Source organism: Stenotrophomonas maltophilia, from assembly GCF_047497515.2.
GTDB lineage: Bacteria > Pseudomonadota > Gammaproteobacteria > Xanthomonadales > Xanthomonadaceae > Stenotrophomonas.
Window position 1 is genome coordinate 107247 of the sequence record NZ_JAXAXL020000014.1, and the last position, 24894, is coordinate 132140.

The following is a 24894-nucleotide window of genomic DNA, read 5'->3' on the forward strand; positions in this document are numbered from 1 at the left end:
TCGCGGAAGTCTGTCGGAGGCGGGGTGGGTCCGGTGGCGGGGGTGTCCGCGGCATGGATGCCGCGGCCAAGCCCCCAGGGACGGGTTTACGGCGTCCCCCGCCACCGGACCCACCCCGCCATCCCACGGGAACCCCGCTTTTGCTTTGGCCGTTGCCGTTGCCGTTGCCCTGGCCTCGGCGGGTGCCGGGCGCCGCCTGGCCAGAGCCCTTCCTCCGCTTCCGGTACAATGTCGGGCCCGTTTCCCAACTACGGTTCCCCGGACATGATGGTCCTCGAGGGCGCGCCCGCCCTGTCGCCGTTCCGCCGCGAACGTCTTGAATCCCGCCTGCAGTCCATCGCTCCCTCCCTGCGCATCAGCGGTGCCTGGCACGTCTACTTCGTGCAGCCCGAAGGCAGCGCCGCCCCCGACCTGACCACCCTGTGCCGCATCCTCGAAGCCGCGCCGCAGGCCGAGGCCGTGGCCGAAGGCGCGGTCAGCCGCATCGTGGTGCCGCGCCTGGGCACGCTGTCGCCGTGGTCGAGCAAGGCCACCGAACTGGTCCGCGGCGCGGGCCAGCCGGTCAGCCGGGTCGAGCGTGGCCTGCGTATCGACGTGCAGGGCTGGCCGGCCGATGCTGCCGCCCAGCAGGCGCTGGTCAAGGCGCTGCACGACCCGATGACGCAGTCGGTGCTGGAGACCGTGGCAGAGGGCCAGGCGCTGTTCTCGGCACCGGCCCGCGGTGAACTGGAACGCGTGCCGGTGGACCAGCTGGAGGCCGCCAACCAGCGCCTCGGCCTGGCCATGGCGCAGGACGAGATCGACTACCTGCGCGAACGCTTCACCGCGCTGGGCCGCTCGCCGTCGGACGTCGAACTGATGATGTTCGCGCAGGCCAATTCCGAGCACTGCCGGCACAAGATCTTCAACGCCAGCTGGACCATCGACGGCCAGGAACAGGACCGCTCGCTGTTCCGGATGATCAAGAACACCCACCAGCAGACCCCGCAGCACACGCTCAGCGCGTACAGCGACAATGCCGCGGTGATCGAAGGCCACCCGGCCTCGCGCTACCGCCCGGATCCGGCCAGCGGCGAATACCGCCGCGAGCCGCAGGTGCCGAGCGCGTTCCAGATCAAGGTGGAAACGCACAACCACCCGACCGCGATCGCGCCGTTCCCGGGCGCCTCGACCGGTGCCGGTGGCGAAATCCGCGACGAAGGCGCGACCGGCCGCGGCGGCAAGCCCAAGGCTGGCCTGACCGGTTTCTCGGTCTCGCACCTGCGCATCCCCGAGCTGCCGCAGCCGTGGGAAGCGCCGCGCGCGCTGAACCCGCGCATGGCGCCGGCGCTGGAAATCATGACCGACGGCCCGCTCGGCGGCGCCGCGTTCAACAACGAATTCGGCCGCCCGAACCTGCTCGGCTACTTCCGCAGCTTCGAGCTGCCCGAAGGCGCCGACCTGGTCCGCGCCTACGACAAGCCGATCATGCTGGCCGGTGGCCTCGGCGCCATCGACCGCGTGCAGGTCGACAAGATCCCGCTGCAGGCCGGTGATGCGGTCATCGTGCTCGGCGGCCCGGCGATGCTGATCGGCCTTGGCGGCGGTGCCGCCAGCTCGGTGGCTTCCGGCGAAAGTGCCGAGGACCTCGACTTCGCCAGCGTGCAGCGCGACAACCCGGAAATGGAACGCCGCTGCCAGGAAGTGATCGATCGCTGCGTGGCGATGGGGGCCAACAACCCGATCAAGTTCTTCCACGACGTCGGTGCCGGTGGCCTGTCCAACGCCATCCCCGAACTGCTGCACGACTCCAAGGTCGGCGGTGTCATCGATCTGGGCAAGGTGCCTACCGACGATCCGTCGCTGTCGCCGATGCAGCTGTGGTGCAACGAGTCGCAGGAGCGATACGTGCTCGGTGTCGCCCAGGAGCGCCTGGCCGAGTTCGCCGCGCTGTGCGCGCGCGAGCGCTGCCCGTTCGCCGCGGTTGGCGTGGCCACCGCCGAGGAACACCTGGTGGTGGCCTACGGTGCGGTGCCGGGCCACACCCCGGCCGATGCGCCGATCGACCTGCCGATGGACGTGCTGTTCGGCAAGCCGCCGAAGATGCACCGCGACACCGCGCACCCGCCGGCGCCGCGCTGGCCGGCGTTGAAGACCGGTGGCCTGGACCTGCAGGAGGCGGGCCTGCGCGTGCTGGCGCACCCGACGGTGGCCTCGAAGAACTTCCTGGTCACCATCGGTGACCGCAGCGTTGGCGGCCTGACCGCACGCGAACAGATGGTTGGCCCGTGGCAGCTGCCGGTATCGGACGTGGCGATCACGCTGGCCGATTTCGACGGCGTGGCCGGCGAAGCGATGTCGATCGGTGAGCGCACCCCGCTGGCCCTGCTCGATGCGGCCGCTTCGGCGCGCATGGCGGTGGGTGAAGCACTGACCAACCTGTGCGCGGCGCCGGTCGACGCGCTGGATGAGATCAAGCTGTCGGCGAACTGGATGGCCGCTGCCGGCCACCCGGGCGAAGACGCGCTGCTGTACGACGCGGTGAAGGCGGTGGGCATGGAGCTGTGCCCGCAGCTGGATATCAGCATTCCGGTGGGCAAGGATTCGCTGTCGATGCAGGCGCAGTGGCATGACCAGGGCGAGGCACACAAGAGCGTGTCGCCGGTGTCGCTGGTGATCACCGCGTTCGCGCCGGTTGCCGACGCACGCCAGCAGCTGACCCCGCTGCTCGACCGTGAGGTTGAAAGCGAGGTGTGGCTGATCGGCCTGGGCGCCGGAAAGCAGCGCCTCGGTGGATCGATCCTGGCCCAGGTGCATGCCGACCACGGCGACCTGCCGGCGTTCGCCGGTGCCGCGCCGGACCTGGATGACCCGCAGCGCCTGCGCGCCTTCTTCGAACTGATCCGCGATGCGCGCCAGTCCGGCCTGCTGCTGGCCTACCACGACCGCAGCGATGGCGGTGCCTTCGCCGCGCTGTGCGAGATGGCCTTCACCTCGCGCATGGGCCTGGACATCACCCTCGATGCCTGGGGCGATGACCCGTTCCGCAGCCTGTTCAACGAAGAACTGGGCGCGGTGGTGCAGATTGCCCGCGAAGACCGTGCCGCGTTTGCCGACCTGGTCGAACGCCATGCACTGACCGAATGCGCGCAGCGCATCGCCAAGCCGACCACGGCACCGGTGGTGCGCGTGTCGCTGGGCGGCGAGAACCTGGCCGAATGGCGCTGGGAAGCGTTGTTCGATGCCTGGTGGTCGGTCACCCACGCCATGCAGAAGCGCCGCGACAACCCCGCCAACGCCGATGCCGAACGCGAGATCGCGCGTGCCTTCAACGCGCCGGGACTGAAGCCGAAGCTCAGCTTCGACATCAATGAAGATGTCGCCGCGCCGTTCATCAGCACCGGCGCGCGCCCGCGCGTGGCGGTGCTGCGCGAACAGGGCGTCAACGGCCAGATCGAGATGGCCAACATCTTCGAACGTGCCGGCTTCCGCGCGTTCGACGTGCACATGAGCGACCTCATCGAAGGCCGCGTGGCGCTGCAGGAATTCACCGGCCTGGTCGCCTGCGGCGGCTTCAGCTACGGCGACGTGCTCGGTGCCGGCCGTGGCTGGGCCACCTCGATCCTGGAGCGCAGCGCGCTGCGTGATGCGTTCGCCGCGTTCTTCGCGCGCGAGGACAGCTTCGCGCTGGGCGTGTGCAACGGCTGCCAGATGATGAGCCAGCTGAAGAACATCATCCCCGGTGCCGAACACTGGCCGCAGTTCCGCCGCAACGCCAGCGAGCAGTTCGAAGCCCGTACCGCGTTGCTGGAAGTGGTGGAGTCGCCGTCGATCCTGCTGCGCGGCATGGCCGGTTCGCGCCTGCAGGTGGCGGTGGCGCATGGCGAAGGCCAGGCGGTGTTCGACAATGCGGTCGACCAGGCTGCGGCCCGTGTCTCGCTGCGCTACATCGATGGCCACGGCAACGTCGCCAGCCAGTATCCGTTGAATCCGAACGGTTCTCCGGACGGCATCACCGGCCTGACCAGCACCGACGGTCGCGTCACCATCATGATGCCGCACCCGGAACGCACCCCGCGCGCACTCAACATGAGCTGGGCCCCGGCCGAGTGGCAGGGTGATTCGCCGTGGATGCGCATGTTCCGCAACGCACGGGTATGGTGCGGCTGACGGCGCAACCGGCGCGCACGCGACAATGCGATGAAGTACGGAAAACCCGGCAGGCAACTGTCGGGTTTTTCTTTGGTTGGTCAGAAATGCGTGCCGCAACCATCAGTTACACGCGTTTACATGGCGTCGATAGTCCGTCACGCGAATATAACGAAATCACTATGTAAACAGGTGAAATAGTGAACTGCTTCACGGCAATAGGATTTGCCGTGTCAAAGTCTTGACGATCTGCAAAGATGCCGTTAACACTTGAACCCCGTTTCAGAAGCATTCATTTCGCAGTAACCGGTTGGCGCACGCGCTCGGTTTTCTGTCGCTGCGCGCCGTTCGGCAATACCCCGCAGTAAATCACGCGAATAAACGCCCCCAGGGGACGTTGGGCCGGAAAGCCCAGCGGTGGCGTTGCTTTGCCCAAAACCAGTCCAATCAGGAGCCGTACCGATGAATCGGATTTATCGCAAGGTCTGGAACAAAGCATTGGGGCAGTTGGTGGTGGCCTCGGAACTGGCCTCCGCCGGCAGCAGCGGTGGCGGGGTCGTCGACCAGCGCCGCAGCACACAGGCCACGCCCGCCGCACTGGCAGTGGCACTGGGCCTGGTCATGGGGTTGGGCATGAGCGGCAGCGCCGCTGCACAGTCGGTGCAGATCGGCGGCAGCGCGACCTGCGTGGCGTTCAGCGGCAAGCTTCTTGAAAAGTGCCTGGTGGAAGGCTCCGCCAGTGCCAAGGGCAGCAATGCGGTGGCGATCGGCAGCAACAGCAGCGCGACGGCGGCCAATAGCGTGGCACTGGGCGCCGGCTCCAAGGCCACGCGCGCCAACACCGTGTCCGTCGGCGATGCCGGCAAGGAGCGGCAGATCACCAACGTCGCGGCAGGCACCCAGGGCACCGACGCAGTGAACAAGGCGCAGCTGGATGCGCAGGCGCGGGCCACCCAGGCCGCGCTGGCCGATGTTGCCGCAGACGGCAACCGCTATTTCAAGGCCGACGGCGCAGGCGATGACAGCGACGCGGCGAAGATCGACGGTCAGGGGGCACTGGCGGCCGGTGCGGGCGCGCAGTCGCTGGCCAACGCCACCACGGCCATTGGTACCCAGGCCATCGCCGCCGGCATCGGTGCCAGCGCCTTCGGCCAGGGCGCCCTGGCGCTCGGCGATGCCAGCGTGGTGGTGGGGCAGAGCGCGGCAGCGTTCGGCCTGGGCGATACCGCCGTGGGTGCCAGCGCCACCGCCGCCAGCGAGAACGGCGCGGCCACCGCGCTCGGTGCATTGTCCGAAGCTACCGCAGACGGCGCGACTGCCGTGGGTGGCGGTGCCGTGGCGATGGGCCCGGGCAGCACCGCCGTGGGTCGCGGCGCTACCGCCGCCAACGAAGCCTCGATCGCCGTCGGTGCGTTCAGCACGGCGGTGGGGGAATACAGCACCGCACTCGGCTCCAATTCCGCCGCGGTGGCTACCGGCAGCGTGGCGCTCGGCGCCGGCTCGTTGGCCGATCGCGTCGATACCGTGTCCGTCGGTGCCGTCGAGTACGGCCTGACCCGGCAGATCACCAGCGTCGCCGCCGGCACCGAAGATACCGACGCGGTCAACGTCGGCCAGCTGAAGGACGTTGCCGCCGTGGCCGATGCCACCGCCAAGCGTTTCCAGGCCACCGGCAGCAGCAACAGCGATGCCGGTGCGCTGGCCGAGGGGGATGACGCACTGGCCGCCGGCGAGGCTGCCAATGCGATCGGCAACGGCACCACTGCGGTCGGCGCAGGCGCCACGGCGGTTGCACAGAACGCCACTGCCGTCGGCAACAACGCGCTGGCCTCGGGCCAGAACAGCGCGGCATTCGGTAACAACGCCCAGGCCAATGGCCCGGGCAGCGTGGCTGTCGGTGGCGCCGCCGTGGATGCCAACGGCAACCCGCTGATCACCAGTGGTGGCGTACCGGTCGAAACCGGCGCCACCAGTGCCGGTGTTGGTGGCACTGCGGTCGGCGCCAGCGCCGAAGCCAGCGGCTTTGCCGCGTCGTCCTACGGCGTGGGCGCCTATGCCTCCGGCGCGCAGGCATCGGCGTTCGGTGCGGTGTCCAATGCCATCGGCGACTACTCGACGGCACTGGGCACGCAGAGCACCGCCACCGGCACCAGCAGCGTCGCCATCGGTGGCCCGGCCGACCTGATTCCCGGCCTGGGCTTCTTCGTGCAGACCCAGGCCAGCGGCGAAGCCGCTACGGCGGTCGGTGCCGGTGCCATTGCCAGCGGTGACCGCGCGGTCGCCAACGGCAGCCTCAGCGAAGCATCCGGTGCCGAAGCCACTGCGGTGGGCTACTTCGCCTATGCGCCGGGCGAGAACGCCAGTGCACTCGGCGCGCAGACCTGGGCCAGTGGTGCACAGAGCACCGCAGTCGGCTACTACGCCACCGCACGCGGCGCCAACAGCGTGGCGCTTGGTGCGAACTCCGAAGCGGTGCGTGCCAACAGCGTTGCGGTCGGCAGTGCCGGCAACGAGCGCCAGATCACCAGCGTCGCTGCAGGCAGTGAAGCCACCGATGCGGTGAACAAGGCGCAGCTGGATGCGGTGGCGAACACCGCCGACAGTACCGCGCGCTTCTTCCAGGCCCAGCCGGAGGCCGACAGCGATGCCGGCGCGCTGGCCGAGGGCGAGGGCGCCATCGCCGCCGGTTCGTCGAGCAATGCGATCGGTGCCGGTGCAGTAGCCCATGGTGCGGCCGCGTCGGCGATCGGCGATGACAGCGTGGCAGTGGGCCGCAACAGCACGGCCACTGGCAACGGCGGCGTCGCCATCGGTGGCCTTGGCCAGGCCTACGACGAATTCAACCAGCCGATCATCGGCGCCGACGGCAAGGCGCAGCAGGTCGGCACCACTGCGGTTGCCGATGCCACGGCGGTCGGCAGCGGCGCGCAGGCCCTCGGTGCTGCCAGCAGCGCGTTCGGCACTGCGGCCAAGGCCAGCGGTGACAACAGCTTCGCTGCGGGCGGCAAGTCGCGCGCAACGGGCAGCTACGCGGTGGCCGTGGGAGACAGCGCGTTCGCCAGCAGCGATGACAGCACCGCCGTGGGCGGCTACAGCTGGGCCACCGCCAGCGGCGCCAGCGCCTTTGGTTCCGGTGCCTGGGCCACCGCCACCAATGCCTCGGCGTTCGGCAACGCGGCCTGGGCCAGCGGCAGCGGTGCCACCTCGATCGGCTACAACAGCTGGGCCAACGGAACCAGCGCGACCGCGCTCGGCCGCGGTGCCTTCGGCTATGGCGACAACAGCGTCGCGCTCGGTTTCCAGGCGCTCGGCAACAATCTCAACAGCATCGCCATCGGTACCAACACCGTGGCCGGCGCTGAGAGCGCGATCGCGCTGGGTGCGGGCAGCAATGCCAGTGCCAGCAACGCAGTCGCGCTGGGTGCCGGTTCGGTGGCCAACCGTGCACGCACGGTGTCGGTGGGCAGCACCGGCAATGAGCGGCAGATCACCAACGTCGCCGCTGGTACCCAGGCCACCGATGCGGTGAACAAGGCGCAGCTGGAGGCCGTGGCCAGCACCGCCACCACCACCAGCCGCTTCTTCCAGGCCAGCGGCAATGGTGACGATGTAGCCGGTGCACTGGTGGAGGGCGACAACGCACTGGCCGCAGGTGATGCGGCCAATGCCATCGGCAACGGCGCCACCGCACTGGGCAGCGGTGCCAATGCGCTGGCCAGCAATGCGCAGGCGATCGGCTTCAATGCACTGGCGACCGCCGCCAATGCCAGTGCGGTCGGTGCCAATGCACAGGCCACCGGTGAGTACGCGACCGCGCACGGCGCCGAGAGCGAAGCCAGCGGCGAACAGAGCGCGGCATTCGGCGCCGCCAGCATCGCCAGCGGCGCCGGCAGCACCGCCAGCGGCGTGTTGTCCGAAGCCTCCGGCGAAGAAGCGGTCGCGGTGGGCTATTTCAGCAATGCCAGCGGCAGCGCTGCCACCGCGGTCGGCAGCGAGAGCGTCGCCAGTGGCACCGCAGCGGCCGCGTTCGGTATCGCAGCCACCGCAAGCGGTGGCTACAGCACCGCCATCGGCGGCTATGCCCAGGCCACGGCCTTCAACGCAACTGCGTTCGGCAACTTCGCCAATGCCTCCGGCTCCAACAGCGTGGCACTGGGTGGGGATTCGGAAGCCTCGGGTGCCTACAGCACTGCGACCGGCCAGGGCAGTCTCGCCACCGGTACCAACAGTGTCGCCGTCGGTGGTTCGCTGTTCGGCACGCTGGCCACCGAAGCCTCGGGCAACTACTCCACCGCGGTGGGCGGCGGCGCCTGGTCGCCGGGCATCAACAGCACCGCGCTGGGCAATGCGGCGGAATCGCGCGCGGACAACAGCGTGGCACTCGGCGCGGATTCGATTGCCGACCGCGACAACACCGTGTCGGTGGGCGGTGGCGGCAACACCCGCCAGATCACCAACGTGGCCGATGGCACGCAGGGCAACGATGCGGTCAACAAGAACCAGCTCGATGCCGTCGCCGCCGCCGCTGAAAAGACCAGCAGGCAGTTCCAGGCCAGCGGCAATGCCGATGGTGAAAGCGGCGCCCTGGTGGAGGGCGACAATGCGCTCGCCGCCGGTGACGCCGCCAACGCAATCGGCAACGGCGCCACGGCACTGGGCAGCGGTGCCAATGCGCTGGCCGCCAATGCCACCGCAGTCGGTATCGATGCGCTGGCAAGCGGCACCAACGCAGCCGCACTGGGCAGCACGGCACAGGCCACCGGCGAGGACAGCCTGGCCCTGGGCAGTGGCGCCAGCGCCAGCGAGGTAGGGACAAGCGCGGTGGGCGCGCGTGCACAGGCCAGCGGTGTCTACAGCACCGCCAACGGCACCGAATCCAACGCCAGCGGTGCGCAGGCGCTGGCCAGCGGCTTCCGCAGTGCGGCGTCCGCCGATGGCACCACCGCCGTGGGCGGCTACGCCGAAGCCAGCGGTCGCCTCGGCACCGCACTCGGCTATGGTTCGGCGGCCAGCGGTGCCAACACCACGGCGGTCGGCTTCGGTGCGGCCGCGGCCGGTACCGGCGCGGTGGCCGTGGGTCAGTCCAGTGAAGCCAGTGGCGAGGAGAGCGTCGCCATCGGCGGCAGCACCTTCTTCGGCCTGATTCCGTCGCGTGCCAGTGGTACCGGTGCGGCGGCGTTCGGTGCGGGTGCATGGGCCACCGAGGACTACGCCACCGCCATCGGCTGGAACGCGTGGTCGGCCGGCACCAACGCGACCGCGCTGGGTGCCAACGCCACCGCCAACGGCAGCAACAGCGTCGCTCTCGGTGCGGGTTCCAAGGCAGATCGCGACAACACCGTTGCCGTCGGCAAGGCCGGCAGCGAACGCCAGGTAACCCACGTCGCGGCAGGTACCGATGCCACAGACGCGGTGAACAGGGGCCAACTCGATGCCGTGGCCAGCGTCGCCGACAAGACCAGCCGCCAGTTCCAGGCCAGCGGTAATGCCGACGGTGAGGCCGGTGCACTGGTGGACGGTGACAACGCGCTGGCGGCCGGTAATGCCGCCAATGCAATCGGCAATGGTGCCACCGCGCTGGGCAGTGGCGCCAATGCGATGGCCGCCAACGCCACGGCGGTCGGCTTCGATGCGCTGGCCACCGGCGGCAATGCCGCCGCATTGGGCAACGCCGCGCAGGCGGGCGGTGTCGACAGCGTGGCCGTGGGCAGTGGCGCCAGTGCCAGCGAAACCGGCGCCAGTGCTACCGGTGCGGGCGCCCAGGCCAAGGGCGCCTACAGCACCGCCAGCGGTGCGCAGGCCACCGCCACCGGTACGCAGTCGCAGGCCACTGGCTTCCGCGCCAGTGCCTCTGCCGACGGTGCCTCGGCCCTCGGCAGCTACGCCGATGCCAGCGGTCGCCTCGGCACCGCGGTCGGCTACGGCAGCAAGGCCACCGCCGCCAATGCCACGGCGGTGGGTGTCAGTGCCACCGCCAGCGCCGCCGGCAGCGTGGCGTTGGGTTCGGGCTCGGTGGCCGATCGTGCCAACACGGTGTCGGTCGGCAGCAGCACCAGTGATCGTCAGATCACCCGCGTCGCCGCCGGTACCGAGCGCACCGATGCGGTCAACCGTGGCCAGCTCGATGCCGTCGCGGCAACCGCCGATGGCACCGCCCGCTACGTCAAGGCCACCGGCAGCGGCGCCGCCAGTGCCAGCGGCAGCGATGCGGCCGCGCTCGGTTCGGGTGCCAATGCCAGTGGTGCGCGCAGCAACGCGCTGGGTGCCAACGCGGCGGCCATCGGCAACGGTGCGCTGGCGCTGGGCAGCAGTGCCGGTGCGAGCGGTGCGAACTCGGTGGCATTGGGTGCGGGCTCGCGCGCACTTGATGCCAACGTGGTGTCGGTCGGTGGCGGCAACGGCACCGATGGTCCGGCCACGCGCCGCATCGTCAACGTGGCCGATGGCCGCATTGGCGCCGGTAGCACCGATGCGGTGACCGGCTCGCAGCTCAACGTCACCAATCAGCGCGTGGGTGCGGTGGAGACCCGCGTGGGTGACTTCGATTCGCGCATCGCGACGGTGGAAACCACGGCGGCCAGCGCAGTCGGCTACGACGACGCCAGCCGTGACCGCCTGACCCTGTCCGGCTTCCAGGGCACCACCATCGACAACGTCGGTGCCGGCAGCATCGCCGCCGGCAGCCGCCAGGCGATCAATGGTGGCCAGCTGTTCCAGTCGCTCAGCGATGCCGCCAGCTTCCTCGGCGGTGGCGCCAGCGTTGGCATGCAGGGCGTGTTCGTGGCGCCGAACTACGTGATCCAGGGTGCCACCTACAGCAACGTCGGCGATGCGCTGGGTGCGCTGGACCGCAAGGTCAGCGAGATCGACCGCCGTAGTGCCGGTGGCACGCGTTCGGGAACGGCCAGCCTGCGTTCGATGAGTGCCTCGCTGGATGAAAACATGCTGGCCAGCGCGGCGGATGCGCCGGTGACGGCAGATGCTGCTCCGGCAAGCGCGGCCCGTGTGCAGGGCACGCCGACGGCGGCGGCGGTGGGGAGCGGGATTCCGGTCGGCACCCCGGCCACCGGCCTCAATGCGGTCGCCATGGGCGATGGCGCGGTTGCCAGTGGCGCCTCGTCCACGGCCATCGGCCAGGGCGCCAATGCCACGGCCGCAAACGCGGTGGCGCTGGGCCAGGGTTCGGTCGCCGACCGTGCCAATACGGTCTCGGTCGGCAGTGAGGGCAGCGAACGCCAGGTCACCAATGTGGCGGCGGGCACCACGGCCACCGATGCCGTCAACAAGGGCCAGCTCGACCGTGGCATGGCCACCGCCAACAGCTACACCGACAGCCGCGTGCAGGCTGTCTCCGACAGCTTCGATGTGTTCAAGGGCGAGATCGACGGACGCCTGCGCCACATGGATCGCCGCATCGACCGCCAGGGCGCGATGAGCGCCGCAATGCTCAACATGGCCACCAGTGCCGCCGGTATCCGCACCCAGAACCGGGTCGGCGTCGGCATCGGTTTCCAGGGCGGTGAATCGGCGCTGTCGCTGGGTTACCAGCGTGCGATCAGCGATCGCGCCACGGTCACCTTCGGCGGTGCGTTCAGCAGCGACGACAGTTCGGTCGGCGTCGGTGCCGGCTTCGGCTGGTAAGCCACTCCATCGCGCCGGCGGCCACCCACGCCGGCGCAGCACCTGCAACGAGGGCCTGGGGGGAGGTCACGGCAATCCCGGCTGGGCCGGCCGGGAGTCGTCAAGGAATGATGGCCGCAGTGTTGGTTCGATCCATGACCCAGAAGAGGAACTCGACGTGATCAAGAAGCAGAACCTTCGCATCAATGTTCTGGCAGCCGCAGTGCTGTCGCTGACCGGTGTTGGCCTGGCACAGGCCGCCGACCTGAAGGTAAGTGCGCCGTTGTCCGGCCCGAAGACGCAGCAGGTCGAAGGCATCATCGTGAAGTACCGCGCCGGCAGCGCCGCTGCTGCCGATGCCAACGCCAAGCTGGCCGTGGTCAACGCAGCCGTCTCGCGTGCTGCATTGGGCGGCACCAACGCGGCGGCGCGCAGTGCCGCGCTGCGTCCGCAGGTGGCGCGCAAGCTCGGCATCGGGGCCGACCTGATCCGGCTGCAGGGCGGCATCGCCAGCGCCGAGCTGGACAAGGTGCTGGCCGAACTGAAGGCCGATCCGACCGTTGAATACGCGGTGGCCGACGCCGTCATGTACCCGATCGACGCCGCCTCGACCGCACGCCTGGACGCTGCACCGAAGGCCGATGCGTCGCCGACCTTCGTGCCCAACGATCCGAACTACCAGAGCCACAACTGGCACTTCCACAACCCGGTTGGCGGCGTCAACGCGCCGGCCGCGTGGGACGTCTCGCAGGGCGAGGGCATCGTGGTGGCGGTGATCGACACCGGCATCCTGCCGGAGCACCCCGATTTCGCCGCAGGCACCCTGCTGGAAGGCTACGACTTCATCAGCCAGGCCAGCCGCTCGCGTCGTCCGGCCGATGGCCGCGTGCCGGGTGCGCTCGACTACGGCGACTGGATGCCCACCGCCAATGCCTGCTACCAGGGCTCGCCGGTGCGTGACAGCAGCTGGCACGGTACCCACGTGAGCGGCACCATCGCCGAGGCCACCAACAATGGCCTGATGGCGTCCGGCCTGGCCTACAAGGCCAAGGTGCTGCCGGTGCGCGTGCTCGGCTACTGCGGCGGCACCCTGTCGGACATCACCGATGCCATCACCTGGGCCTCGGGTGGCACCGTGGCCGGCATCCCGGCCAACCAGAACCCGGCCGAGATCATCAACATGAGCCTCGGCGGTTCCGGCAGCTGTGATCCGGCGTACCAGGCGGCCATCACCGGGGCCACCAACCGCGGTACCGTGGTGGTCGTGGCAGCCGGCAACGACGCGATGAATGTGGCCAACGCACGTCCGGCCAACTGCGAGGGCGTGGTCTCGGTCGGTGCCACCGGCATCACCGGTGCAATCGCCTACTACTCCAACTTCGGTACCCGCATCGATCTGTCCGGCCCGGGCGGCGGCGTCACCGATGGCAATCCGAATGGCTACGTGTGGCAGGCGCTTTCCAGCAACAAGACCTCGCCGCCGGCTGCCGGATCCACCACCGGTTACACCATCGGTGGCCTGGCCGGCACCTCGATGGCGGCACCGCACGTGGCGGCCGTCGCCGCGCTGGTGCAGAGCGCGCTGATCGCTGCCAACCGCGATCCGCTGACGCCGGCGGACATGCGCGCACTGCTGAAGGACACCGCGCGCCCGTTCCCGGTCAGCATCCCGTCGGCCACCCCGATCGGCACCGGCATCGTCGATGCCAAGGCCGCGCTGGACAAGGCGCTGGAAGAGCCGTGCACCGAGAACTGCGGCCCGGTGGCCAAGCCGCTGACCAACAAGGTGGCCATCGGTGGCCTGAGCGGTGCGGCCGGAAGCAGCGCGCTGTACAGCTTCGAAGCCACGGCCGGCAAGCAGCTCAGCGTCATCACCTATGGCGGCACCGGCAACGTTTCGGTGTACCTGGCCAAGGGCCGCGAGCCGGGCGCCACCGACAACGATGCGCGTTCGACCCGCCCGGGCACCTCGGAAACGGTGCGCGTGACCGCCGCAACCGCAGGTACCTACTACATCAAGGTCGTGGGTGAGGCGGCCTACAGCGGCGTGAGCATTCTCGCCACGCAGTAAGCGCGCAGTGTCGTAGTTGAATGGCCGAAGCCCGTCATCCGTGTGACGGGCTTCGTTTTTTTGCGAAAGGTGGCGACCGGGCGGCGGAAATCATGGCTTAACTGCTAAAGTCGGGCCGATCGACAGGAGAGTCACGTGAACGCGCTTGCTGCAACCGCTGCCGACGACGTCGAAGGACGCATCCTGGATGCGTTGCTGGCGCGCGGCCGTCTCAAGGAAGGGGATCTGGCGCGGGCGCGGCCGCTGCACGCCGAGGCCGGTGGCAGTCTGCTTGGCCTGCTGGTGCGGCTGGGCCTGGTGTCCGAGCGCGATCAGGCGCAGACCAGTGCCGACGTGCTGGGCCTGCCGTTGCTGGAGGGCAAGCAGTTGCCGGAGGCGCCGCCGCAGGGTCTGGCCGAAGGCCTGCCGCTGTCGCTGCGCTTCCTCAAGCAGTTCCACGTCTGCCCGCTGGCACTGGATGAACAGGGCGTGCGACTGTGGCTGGCCGACGCCCACGACCCGTATCCACAGCAGGCGGTGCAGCTCGCGCTGGGCGTGCCGGTCACGCCGGTGCTGGGCATGCGCGCGGAGATCGACGACCTGGTCGAGCGCTGGTTCGGCCAGGGCCGCAGCGCGATGGGCGCGATCGTCGAGACCGCCGACGGCGAGGGTGGTGCGGTCGACGACATCGAGCACCTGCGCGATCTCGCCTCCGAGGCGCCGGTGATCCGGCTGGTCAACCTGCTGATCCAGCGTGCAGTGGAGCTGCGTGCCTCGGATATCCATGTCGAACCGTTCGAGAGCCGGCTGAAGGTGCGCTACCGCGTCGACGGCGTGCTGGTGGAAGGCGAAAGCCCGCCGGCCAACCTGACCGCCGCGGTGATCAGCCGCATCAAGATCATGGCCCGGCTCAACATCGCCGAACGCCGCCTGCCGCAGGACGGCCGCATCATGCTGCGCGTGCAGGGCAAGGAGCTGGACCTGCGCGTGAGCACCGTACCGACCGCGCACGGCGAGAGCGTGGTGATGCGCCTGCTCGACCGCGAAACGGTGGTGTTCGATTTCCATCGGCTCGGCTTTACCGATGTTTTCCTGCCGCAGTTCCGCAAAGTGCTGGAACAACCGCACGGCATCCTGCTGGTCACCGGCCCGACCGGTTCGGGCAAGACCACCACGCTGTACACCGCGCTGAGCCAGCTCAACACCGCCGACGTCAAGATCATCACGGTGGAGGATCCGGTCGAGTACCAGATCGAAGGCATCAACCAGATCCAGGCCAAGCCGCAGATCGGCCTGGACTTCGCCAACGCGCTGCGCAGCATCGTCCGCCAGGACCCGGACATCATCATGATCGGCGAAATGCGCGATCTGGAGACCGCGCGCATCGCCATCCAGTCGGCGCTGACCGGCCACCTGGTGCTGTCCACCCTGCATACCAACAACGCGGCCGGCGGCATCACCCGCCTGCTCGACATGGGCGTGGAGGACTACCTGCTCACCTCCACCATCAACGGCATCCTGGCCCAGCGCCTGGTGCGCCGGCTGGAGCCGACCCACGCCGAGCGCTACGAAGCTTCGCCGGAAGAAATCGAGCGCTTCGAACTGCGCCGCCTGCAGCCGCAGGGGCCGATCCACCTGTTCCGTCCGAAGCCCTCGGCGCTGGCGCCAACCGGTTACCTTGGCCGTACCACCATCATGGAATTCCTGGTGATGAACGACGCGCTGCGCCGCGCGGTGATGCGCCGCGACGGCATGGGCGAGATCGAACGCATCGCGCGCGAAGCCGGCATGCGCACCATGTACGAAGATGGCCTGGCCAAGGCGCTCAGTGGCCAGACCACCATCGAGGAAGTGCTGCGCGTGACCGAGGAAAGCTGATGCGCGCAGGACGCCGGGGCTGACATGCCGAACTACCGCTACAAAGCGCTCAATCCGCACGGCGAGATCTTCGACGGGCAGATGGAAGCGGCCAGCGAGGCCGAACTGGTCGCGCGCCTGCAGGACCAGGGCCATCTGCCGATGGAGACGCAGCTGGCCGATGGCGGCGCGATCGGCGGCAGCAGCTGGCGCAACCTGCTGCGCCAGCGTCCGTTGCAGGGCGCGGCATTGCTGCAGTTCACCCAACAGCTGGCGACCCTGCTCGGTGCCGGCCAGCCACTGGACCGCGCGCTGTCGATCCTGCTCGGCCTGCCGGAAGACGAACGCTCGCGGCGCGCGATCACCGACATCCGCGACGTGGTGCGCGGCGGTGCGCCGCTGTCGACCGCACTGGAGCGCCAACATGGGCTGTTCTCGCGCCTGTACGTGAACATGGTGCGTGCCGGCGAGGCCGGTGGCAGCCTGCATGAAACCCTGCAGCGCCTGGCCGACTATCTTGAACGCAGCCGCGCGCTGCAGGGCAAGGTGATCAACGCGCTGGTGTATCCGGCCATCCTGCTGGTGGTGGTGGGTGGCGCGCTGCTGTTCCTGCTCGGCTACGTGGTGCCGCAGTTCGCGCAGATGTACGAGAGCCTGGACGTGGCCCTGCCGTGGTTCACCAACGCAGTGCTGCAGCTGGGCCTGTTCGTACGCGACTGGTGGGTCCTGCTGCTGGTGGTGCCGGCGCTGCTGGCGCTGTTCTTCGAGCGCAAGGCACGGCAACCGGCGTTCCGCCTGGCGCTGGATGGCTGGCTGTTGCAGCGTCGCAGTATCGGCCGCCTGCTCGGCGAACTGGAAACCGCACGGCTGGCACGCACGCTGGGCACCCTGCTGCGCAACGGCGTACCGCTGCTCGGCGCGCTGGGCATCGCCCGCAACGTGCTGGGCAACCGCGCGCTGGCCGCCGATGTCGAAGCCGCCGCCGATGAAGTGAAGAACGGTGCCGGCCTGTCGCTGGCATTGTCACGCGGCAAGCGTTTCCCGCGGCTGGCGCTGCAGATGATCCAGGTTGGCGAGGAATCCGGTGCACTCGATACCATGCTGCTGAAGGCCGCCGACACGTTTGAACAGGACAGCGCACGGCGCATCGACCGGCTGCTGGCGGCGATGGTGCCGGCGATCACCCTGGTGCTGGCCTCGGTAGTCGGTGCGGTGATCGTCGCCGTGCTGGTGCCGCTGTACGACCTGACCAATGCCATCGGTTGACGATGGAACCCTGCGCAACCCCGACACCCCGCAACAGAAAGGACCGTCCATGATTGCTTCCCGTCGACCGATCCGCCTTTCCTTCACCGCCGCACGCAACCAGTCGGGCATGAGCCTGCTGGAGATCATCATCGTCATCGTGCTGATCGGCGCGGTGCTGACCCTGGTCGCCAGCCGCGTGCTGGGCGGTGCCGATCGCGGCAAGGCCAACATCGCCAAGGCGCAGGTGCAGACCGTTGCGTCCAAGATCGACAACTACCAGATCGACACCGGCAAGCTGCCGGGCTCGCTCAATGATCTGGTGACCGCACCGGCCGGTGTCGGCGGTTGGCTGGGCCCGTACGCCAAGCCGGCAGACCTGAATGACCCGTGGGGCCACGCGCTGGAGTACCGCGCACCGGGCGAAGGCCAGCCGTATGAACTGGTCAGCCTGGGCAAGGATGGCAAGGCCGGTGGCAGCAGCGTCGACGCCGACATCCGCTACCAGCCGTAAACTGCATGACGCATTTCCTGCCGCGCCGGTTGCCACGCCCGCGCCTGCTCGGCAGGCGCGCGGCAGGCCTGTCGCTGTTGGAAATGCTGTTGGTGATCGCGCTGATTGCCGCGATCGGCCTGATCACCGCCGCCGGTCTGTCGCGCGGATTTTCCGGCATGCAGCTGCGCAGCGCCGGCAAGGATATCGCCAACCAGCTGCGCATGGTGCGCGCGCAGGCCATTGCCCGCGGTGAGCCGCAGCGCTTCGTGATCGAACCGGCGCGACGCCATTGGCAAGGCGCCAACCAGCGCCAGGGCGATATACCGGCGCAGCTGCAGGTGCAGTTCGAAGGGGCCGCGCAGCTGGCCACCGCGCCCGGCCAGGGCGTAATCGAGTTCCATCCCGATGGCGGCTCCAGTGGTGGCCGTATCCGCCTTCAGCGCGATGGCGCCGAATGGCGCATCGATGTCGGCTGGCTGACCGGTGAGGTCCGCTCAGGCCCATGGCGGGCGCCATGAAGCGGCGCGCGCGTGGCTTCACCCTGCTGGAAGTGATCATCGCCTTCGCCCTGCTGGGGCTGGCGCTGACCCTGCTGCTGGGCAGCCTGTCGGGGGGGGCGAAGCAGGTGCGCGACGCCGCGGTGCGTACGCGCGCGGTGCTGCACGCGCAGTCGTTGCTGGCCGAAGCCGGCGTCGCCGCACCCTTGCAGGTCGGCCGCCAACAGGGGGAGTGGGAGCAGGGCCGCTACCACTGGGAACTGCAGGTACAGCCGTGGGTGGAGCCGCGTGCCGGCAACGCCGCGCAGGTGCAGGGGCAATCACCGGGTGCGCCGTGGCTGGCCGAACTGCAGCTGCAGGTCCGCTGGGGCGACAGCGAACGCGAACAACTGCGCTGGCGCAGCCTGCGGCTGCTGCCACCTGACCTGGAGAGGGCGCGATGAAACGCCGCGCGGCAGGCTTTACCCTGGTCGAGGTGATGCTGGCCACCGTGCTGCTGGCCGGTGGCCTGGCGCTGGCGTTTGCCAGCGTGCGCTCGGCGATGGCGGTCAGCCAGCGTGGCGAGCAGATCGCCGCCGAAAGCGAACGCATGCGCGCCGTGGAGTCGTTGTTGCGGCGGCAGTTGACCGGCGCGCTGCGCACGCCGCTGGAAGCACTTGATCCAACCCGCGAACCGATCTTCTTCCAGGGCGAGGAGCAGCGCATGCTGTTCGCCGCCGATCTGCCGGGCTACCTCGGCCGGGGCGGCGCCTACCTGCACGCGTTGCAGGTGGACGGTCGCAGCGGCCAACAGCGGCTGCTGCTGGATCTGGTCCTGCTGCAGGAAGGCGAACGCATCGCCGAGAACCCGCCACGCCCGCCGGAGGTACTGGTGGAGAACCTCAAGTCGGTGCAGATGCGGTATCGCGGCATCGACGCCAGCACCGGCCAGGTCACCGATTGGATGCCACGCTGGGATGACACCCGGCGCCTGCCGATGCTGGTGGAGATCCAGATCGTGCCGGCCAAGGGCGCACCCTGGCCGCCGCTGGTGGTGGCGCCGCGCGCCGGTGGCAGTGGAGGCGCGCGATGAACCGCCAGCAGGGCGCCGCGCTGGTGCTGGTGCTGTGGTTGATCGCGCTGATGACCGCGCTGGTCGGCGCCTTTGCGCTGAGCGCACGGGTCGAGCACCTGCAGCAGCGGGTGCTCGACGACGATGCACGTGGCCAGGAACGTGCACGGGCCGGGCTGGAGTATGCACTGACACGCCTGTCCGCCGATCCGCAGCGGCCGCCGTGGCGGGCCGATGGCCGCACCTATCGCTGGCAGTTCGACGATGCCGCCATCGAGATCAAGGTGCGGGACGAGAACGGCAAGATCAACCTGAACCTGGCCGACGTGGCCCTGCTCACCGCCTTCCTCAAGGCCCTGGGCGAAGAGGACGGCGAAGCCCGGCAACTGGCCGGCGCCATCGTCGACTGGCGTGATGAAGACAGCCTGCTGCAACCCGGTGGTGGCGCCGAAGCCCCTGACTATGCGGCGGCAGGCCTGCCGTATGGGCCGCGCAACAAGCGATTTGAGACGCTGGCAGAGCTGCAGCGGGTGCTGGGCATGCGCGGGCCGTTGTACCAGGCCATGCTGCCCCATCTGACCCTGTACAGCCGCCAGGCGCGGCCGGATCCGCAGTTTGCCAGCCCGCCGGTGCTGACCGCGCTGGGGCTGGATGCGGACACCGTGCTGGCCCAGCGCGCACAGCAGGAGCGTGACGCCGATACCGCTGGTGGTACGCCGACGCTTGCCAGCAGCAGTGGCACCTATAGTATCGAGTCCCGTGTCACCGATGGCAGTGGACGCCGCTCGGTGCTGCAGGCAGTGGTACGCAATGGCTCGGGCGGGGTTCCCGGGCGGTCCTACACAGTGCTTCGCTGGGAGCAGGGAATGACAGCAAGATGACGGCTTGGCAGGACAATCTGCGACAGGTGCAGGGCCGGATCGGCCCCGGCGCCGGTCGTTTCCTGCGCTGGTGGCGGCAATCGCTGCTGGCCTGGGTGCCGGCCCGCTGGCAGTGGGCTTTGGGGTGGGCGCAGGCGCGTCTGCTGCTGCAGCGCGAGGGCGACCAGCTGCTGGTCCAGCGCGAGGCCGGCGAGCGGCGTGAATCGGTGGCGCGGCTGCCATGGCCACTGTCACCGGCTGAACTGGATCGTGTGCTGGAAGCACGCCTGCGCGGCTTGCCGCGGGTGTGGCTGCTGCCGGCCGACGATGTGCTGCGCCGCCCACTGCGCCTGCCAGCGGCCGCCGCCGACCGTCTGCGGGCAGTGGTCGGTTTCGAGATCGACCGGCAGACGCCGTTCGAATCCAGCCAGGTCAGTTATGACGTGCGCGAGCTCGGCGCCGCAGACGAAGGCCAGCTGCAGGTCGAACTGGTGGCGTGGCCCTTGCGGCAGCTGGACGCCTGGCGCAGCAGCGCGGGCGAATGGGCCGATGTGCTGGCCGGCGTCGATGTCATCGACGCGCAGGGCAACACCCTGCGGGTGAACCTGCTGCCACCGGCGCAGCGCCAGCTGCGGGTTGATCCGATGGGGCGCTGGAACCTGCTGCTGGTGGTAGCGGCTGCGGTAATGCTGGTGCTGGGTGGGTTGCAGCTGCTCGACAACCGTCGCGCGGCCGCCGACGCACTGCGTGCCGAGGTCGAGCGCAGTGCGCGCAGTGCGCGCGGCGTGGCCAGCGAGCGTGCGCAGCTGCAGGCGCTGATCGACGGCGCCGCCTTCCTGGAGACGCAGCGCAACCAGCGTGCGGGTACGGTCGAGATCTGGAACGAACTGACCCGGCGCCTGCCGGAAGGTACCTACCTGGAAAAGCTGGCGATCGAGAACAACAGCCTGCAGTTGATCGGGCTCAGCCGTGAGGCATCGCAGCTGGTGCAGCTGCTGCAGGACGCACCGCAGTGGCGCAAGGTCAACCTGACCGGTGTGCTGCAGGCCGATGGTGCTGCCAGCGGCCGCGATCGTTTCACCCTGTCCGCCGAACTGCAGCCGTTGCAGGCTGTGGCCCCGACCCGGGAGGCGGCCGATGCCGATGCCAAGCGCGCGCCGTGATCGCTGGCTGGCGCTGGCCCTGCTGCTGGCAGTGCTGGGCCTGGCCTACCTGTTGCTGGTGCACCCGTGGTTCACCCAGCCGCTGCGTGAGATCGATGCCGATGTGGCGGCGCTGCGCGAGCGCGAATCGCGCGTGCAGGCACAGTTGCAGCAGAAGCCACAGATCGAACAGCGCCTGCGCGCGACCCGCGAAGCCCTGCAGCAGCGACCGGGCTTCCTGCGCGAAGCCACCGCCGAAGCGGCGGCCGCCGCCTTGGGCGCGAAACTGCAGGATGCGGTGGCGATGGCCAGCCCGGGCAACCGCAGCTGCACCATCAGCAACCGCACACCGCTCACCGACAACCGGCGCGATGCCGAGTTCGTCCGCGTGGCCATGCAGGTGCGCCTGCGCTGCGGCGTGGCCGAACTGGCCACGGTGCTGCACAGCCTGGAAACCGGCAGCCCGCGCCTGTTCGTCGACAACCTCAACCTGATCGCACAGCGCTTCCAGCAATCTCCGAACGAGTCCGGGCTGGGCCTGGATGTGTCGTTTGAACTGGCGGGCTACCTGATGCCCGGTGCGGCGACCGAGGGCGCGCCCGTCGAAGGTGCCCCCGCAGCACCGGCACCGGACGCCGCGCCGGTGGGGCCCTCACCGCCGGCGGCGACGCCCGCGCCGGCAGAAGCCGCGCCGGTCGAAGGACAGGAGGTGGCCGATGAAGCGTGAGCCGATCAGCCTGCGCACCGGCTTCCTGCTGGCGCTGGCAGGCTGGGCGGCGGCGGTCTGGCTGGCGACCGGCTTCGGCCTTGGCAGCCAGTTGCCCGGCGCCGGTGGCGATTCCGACGCCGCGCCATCGCTGCCCGCATTGCCGCCGCTGGGCGCCGAACGCATCGCCAGTGCCGATAGCTACAGCGCGATCGGTGCGCGTCCGCTGTTTGCCGAAGACCGCATGCCGCGCCCCTACCTGCTGGGAGGCAGTGAACCTGCCGCCAGTGCTGCGCTGCGCCTGACCGGCGTGCTGCTTACCCGCGATTTCAGCATGGCTACCTTCACCACCGAACAGAACCGCTCGCTGCGCCTGCGCCTCAATGGTGATGCCGTGGATGGCTGGCAGCTGGTCGCACTGGAGCCACGCCAGGCCACGGTGATCGGCCCGGGCGGCAGTCAGGTACTGGAACTGGCGGTGTTCAATGGCCAGGGCGGTGAACCGCCCACCGTACTGCGTGGCGCCAACGGCGCGCCGCCGGTGCCAGGAAACCTGCCGCCGCCACCTCCACAGCCACCGGCTGCGGCGCAGGTGCCGCCGGCTGCGGCCCCGCGCACGGCCGATATGCCCGCAACCGCAGCGTCGGCTGCGGCGGCGGCTGCCGCCACAACACCGCCTGCCAACAACAACGGCCCCAGCGAAGCGCAGATGCAGGCCATCCGCGAACGCATCCAGGCCCGTCGCCGCCAGCTGCAACAGCAGCAACAACCGTCGCCGCCCCCGGGCGATGGCACCAACCGATAGAGTGAATGCATGAGCCTGCGTTTTCTTCCCTGGTCCTTTGCCCTCGCGCTGCTGGTCGGCTGCAGTACCGTTTCCGCACCGCATGTGCAGCGCAACGGCAATCTGTCGGCCACGCCTCCTGCCGGACAAGCGGCAGAAGTGGCCGCCGATGCGGCCCGCGACGCCCAAGGTGCGCCGCAGGCGGTGATCCGTCGCGGCACCGGCACCATGATCAACCGTGAAGCGGCACGCGCACCGGCGCCAGCCTTGCATGGGGCCAGTACCGGCGAGGCCACCTTCAACTTTGAAGGTGAGTCCGTGCATGCGGTGGTCAAGGCCATCCTCGGCGACATGCTGGGCCAGAACTATGTGATCGCGCCGGGCGTGCAGGGCACGGTCACCCTGGCCACGCCCAAGCCGGTATCACCGGCACAGGCATTGAACCTGCTGGAAATGGTGCTGGGCTGGAACAACGCGCGCATGGTCTACAGCGGCGGTCGCTACAACATCGTTGCCGCCGACCAGGCCCTGGCCGGCACCGTCGCGCCGAGTACCGCACCGGCAGCCAGCGCCCGTGGTTTTGAAGTGCGGGTGATCCCCCTGCAGTTCATTTCCGCCACGGAGATGAAGAAGGTGCTGGAGCCGTATGCGCGGCCCAACGCCATCGTCAACGTCGATAGCGGCCGCAACGTGATCACCCTCGGCGGCACCCGCGCCGAGCTGGAAAACTACATGCGCACGGTCGAGATCTTCGACGTCGACTGGTTGTCGGGCATGTCGGTGGGCGTGTTCCCGATCCAGTCGGGCAAGGCCGAGCAGGTCGCCGCCGACCTGGAGAAGGTGTTCGGCGAGGAGAGCAAGACCCCCAGCGCTGGCATGTTCCGCTTCCTGCCACTGGAAAACGCCAACGCGGTGCTGGTGATCACCCCGCAGGTGCGCTACCTGGACCAGATCCAGCAGTGGCTGGACCGCATCGACACCGCCGGGGGCAGCGCGCGCCTGTTCTCCTATGAACTGCGTTACATCAAGGCCCGTGATCTGGCCGAGCGCCTCAGCGAAGCCTTCGCCAGCAGCGGCAACCGCGGTGGTTCCAGCCCGGCGGGGCTGGCACCCGGTGCGATTCCGTCGCAGCTGGGCAGCGACGGCGACCGCGGCATGGACAGCACCAGCAGCAGCTTCGGCTCGACGCCGGGCAGCAGTTCCGGTGGCAGCAGCGGTGGCAGTGGCAGCATGAACCTGCCGCAGCGGCAGTCCGGCAACGTCAGCGTCAGCCTGGAGGTGGAGGGCGACCGTGTCGGCGTGTCGGCGGTGGAGGAAACCAACACCCTGCTGGTGCGGTCGAGCCCGCAGGCGTGGCGTTCGATCCGTGAAGTGATCGAGAAGCTGGACGTGATGCCACTGCAGGTACACATCGAAGCCCAAGTGGCCGAAGTGGCGCTGACCGGCGATCTCAAGTACGGCGTGAACTGGTTCTTCGACAACGCTGTGGCCGGGCGCGCCCTGACCGGTGCACTGGCCGGCGTGACCCTGCCGGCCGCGGCCGGCGGCTCGTGGAGCAGCCTTGCAGGTGCAGTCACCGGCGCCGATGGCGTCGGCTGGGCGTTCACCGGCCACAACGGCGCGGCCGTGGTGAGCGCGCTGGACAAGGTCACCGACGTGCGCCTGCTGCAGACCCCCTCGGTGTTCGTGCGCAACAACGCCGAAGCCACGCTCAACGTCGGTGACAAGGTGCCGATCAACACCACCACGGTGAACACCGGCCTCGGTACCGGTACCTACAGTTCGGTGCAGTACATCGACACCGGCGTGATCCTCAAGGTGCGCCCGCGCGTGACCCGCGACGGCACGGTGTTCCTGGACATCGTGCAGGAAGTGAGCAGCGCTTCGGAGGTGCCAGAGAACTGCAACCCGACCGAGCGCAACTGCAACCCGCGCATCTCGACCAAGAAACTGTCGACCGAGGCGGCAGTGCAGAGTGGTGACACCATCATGCTGGCCGGCCTGATCACCGATTCGGCCACCGACGGCAGCAGCGGCATTCCGGGCCTGAGCAGGATCCCGGTGGTCGGCGCGCTGTTCGGGCAGAAGACCCGCACCAGCCGTCGTTCGGAAGTGATCGTGCTGTTGACCCCGAGCATCGTCCGCAACGGGTTGGAGGCACGCAATCTGACCGACGAGTACAGCCAGCGCTTCCGTGCGATGGAGCCGCTGAACCAGCCGCGCGCAAAGAAGTAAGGGGATTACGGCCGGGCGGCGCCCCGGCATCCTGTGGGTAGGTGTCGACCTGGGTCGACACGGTAGATCCACGCCATGCGTGGATGAATCTCAATCGAAATCGAATATTTCGAGATCCGAGATATCTGAGCCGAGCATGGCTCGGCTCTTATCTCTTCCGACTCTGGCACCTTAGGTGCCGAGAGCCCGGCGCGGACGACCGTTCGGCTCTAGGTCTTTTCGA

Annotated in this window: 14 protein-coding genes; all 14 read left to right on the forward strand. The window is 69.1% G+C overall.

All coding sequences use genetic code 11. The annotated features are described in order from the left end of the window. The first annotated feature begins 264 nt into the window (after positions 1-264). The 14 genes from purL to gspD all read left to right on the forward strand — a co-directional run bounded on the left by purL (position 265) and on the right by gspD (position 24671). Positions 265-4149, forward strand: a complete 3885-nt coding sequence (purL, locus tag ACMZPQ_RS17555) for a phosphoribosylformylglycinamidine synthase (protein ID WP_414486180.1) — start codon at positions 265-267, stop codon at positions 4147-4149. Positions 4150-4590: 441 nt separating this feature from the next. Continuing rightward, entirely contained in the window at positions 4591-11769 is a 7179-nt protein-coding gene (locus ACMZPQ_RS17560) for an ESPR-type extended signal peptide-containing protein (RefSeq protein WP_197582719.1), read from the forward strand. A gap of 157 nt (positions 11770-11926) precedes the next feature. After that, positions 11927-13819 carry a S8 family serine peptidase gene (locus ACMZPQ_RS17565; protein WP_197582718.1) on the forward strand — a complete coding sequence of 631 codons (1893 nt, stop codon included), beginning with the start codon at positions 11927-11929 and terminating at the stop codon, positions 13817-13819. A gap of 135 nt (positions 13820-13954) precedes the next feature. After that, positions 13955-15676, forward strand: coding sequence for a type II secretion system ATPase GspE (gspE, locus tag ACMZPQ_RS17570; protein WP_197582717.1), 1722 nt, complete (start codon positions 13955-13957; stop codon positions 15674-15676). Between the two features lie 24 nt (positions 15677-15700). After that, positions 15701-16921, forward strand: coding sequence for a type II secretion system protein XpsF (xpsF, locus tag ACMZPQ_RS17575; protein ID WP_197582716.1), 1221 nt, complete (start codon positions 15701-15703; stop codon positions 16919-16921). A gap of 49 nt (positions 16922-16970) precedes the next feature. Further along, positions 16971-17414: a type II secretion system major pseudopilin GspG gene (gene gspG / locus ACMZPQ_RS17580; protein ID WP_004154150.1), complete on the forward strand. Its 444-nt coding sequence runs from the start codon at positions 16971-16973 to the stop codon at positions 17412-17414. Positions 17415-17419: 5 nt separating this feature from the next. Further along, positions 17420-17914: a type II secretion system protein XpsH gene (gene xpsH / locus ACMZPQ_RS17585; protein WP_197582715.1), complete on the forward strand. Its 495-nt coding sequence runs from the start codon at positions 17420-17422 to the stop codon at positions 17912-17914. Next, positions 17911-18336, forward strand: coding sequence for a type II secretion system protein XpsI (xpsI, locus tag ACMZPQ_RS17590; RefSeq protein ID WP_197582714.1), 426 nt, complete (start codon positions 17911-17913; stop codon positions 18334-18336). Before xpsH ends, xpsI begins: the two co-directional genes overlap by 4 nt. Continuing rightward, a complete protein-coding gene (locus tag ACMZPQ_RS17595; RefSeq protein ID WP_197582712.1) occupies positions 18333-18965 on the forward strand; it encodes a type II secretion system protein J in 633 nt (210 codons plus the stop codon). Before xpsI ends, ACMZPQ_RS17595 begins: the two co-directional genes overlap by 4 nt. After that, a complete protein-coding gene (locus ACMZPQ_RS17600; protein WP_197582711.1) occupies positions 18962-19825 on the forward strand; it encodes a type II secretion system protein GspK in 864 nt (287 codons plus the stop codon). Before ACMZPQ_RS17595 ends, ACMZPQ_RS17600 begins: the two co-directional genes overlap by 4 nt. Next, positions 19822-20967 carry a PilN domain-containing protein gene (locus tag ACMZPQ_RS17605; RefSeq protein WP_197582710.1) on the forward strand — a complete coding sequence of 382 codons (1146 nt, stop codon included), beginning with the start codon at positions 19822-19824 and terminating at the stop codon, positions 20965-20967. Before ACMZPQ_RS17600 ends, ACMZPQ_RS17605 begins: the two co-directional genes overlap by 4 nt. Next, positions 20942-21673, forward strand: a complete 732-nt coding sequence (gspM, locus tag ACMZPQ_RS17610; protein ID WP_197582709.1) for a type II secretion system protein GspM — start codon at positions 20942-20944, stop codon at positions 21671-21673. The genes ACMZPQ_RS17605 and gspM overlap by 26 nt, the downstream gene beginning before the upstream one ends. Beyond that, positions 21663-22457, forward strand: a complete 795-nt coding sequence (locus ACMZPQ_RS17615) for a type II secretion system protein, XpsN-like (RefSeq protein ID WP_197582708.1) — start codon at positions 21663-21665, stop codon at positions 22455-22457. Before gspM ends, ACMZPQ_RS17615 begins: the two co-directional genes overlap by 11 nt. A gap of 9 nt (positions 22458-22466) precedes the next feature. Continuing rightward, the gene (gspD, locus tag ACMZPQ_RS17620) at positions 22467-24671 is read left to right on the forward strand and encodes a type II secretion system secretin GspD (RefSeq protein WP_197582707.1); all 2205 of its coding nucleotides are present in this window, start codon (positions 22467-22469) and stop codon (positions 24669-24671) included. Positions 24672-24894 lie beyond the last annotated feature (223 nt).

What these genes read in the sequence shown, in the direction of transcription:
- purL (WP_414486180.1), top strand. Translation starts at nt 265, where the DNA reads ATGATGGTCCTCGAGGGCGCGCCCGCCCTGTCGCCGTTCCGCCGCGAA.
- ACMZPQ_RS17560 (WP_197582719.1), top strand. Translation starts at nt 4,591, where the DNA reads ATGAATCGGATTTATCGCAAGGTCTGGAACAAAGCATTGGGGCAGTTG.
- xpsF (WP_197582716.1), top strand. Translation starts at nt 15,701, where the DNA reads ATGCCGAACTACCGCTACAAAGCGCTCAATCCGCACGGCGAGATCTTC.
- gspG (WP_004154150.1), top strand. Translation starts at nt 16,971, where the DNA reads ATGATTGCTTCCCGTCGACCGATCCGCCTTTCCTTCACCGCCGCACGC.
- xpsH (WP_197582715.1), top strand. Translation starts at nt 17,420, where the DNA reads ATGACGCATTTCCTGCCGCGCCGGTTGCCACGCCCGCGCCTGCTCGGC.
- xpsI (WP_197582714.1), top strand. Translation starts at nt 17,911, where the DNA reads ATGAAGCGGCGCGCGCGTGGCTTCACCCTGCTGGAAGTGATCATCGCC.
- ACMZPQ_RS17595 (WP_197582712.1), top strand. Translation starts at nt 18,333, where the DNA reads ATGAAACGCCGCGCGGCAGGCTTTACCCTGGTCGAGGTGATGCTGGCC.
- ACMZPQ_RS17600 (WP_197582711.1), top strand. Translation starts at nt 18,962, where the DNA reads ATGAACCGCCAGCAGGGCGCCGCGCTGGTGCTGGTGCTGTGGTTGATC.
- ACMZPQ_RS17605 (WP_197582710.1), top strand. Translation starts at nt 19,822, where the DNA reads ATGACGGCTTGGCAGGACAATCTGCGACAGGTGCAGGGCCGGATCGGC.
- gspM (WP_197582709.1), top strand. Translation starts at nt 20,942, where the DNA reads ATGCCGATGCCAAGCGCGCGCCGTGATCGCTGGCTGGCGCTGGCCCTG.
- ACMZPQ_RS17615 (WP_197582708.1), top strand. Translation starts at nt 21,663, where the DNA reads ATGAAGCGTGAGCCGATCAGCCTGCGCACCGGCTTCCTGCTGGCGCTG.
- gspD (WP_197582707.1), top strand. Translation starts at nt 22,467, where the DNA reads ATGAGCCTGCGTTTTCTTCCCTGGTCCTTTGCCCTCGCGCTGCTGGTC.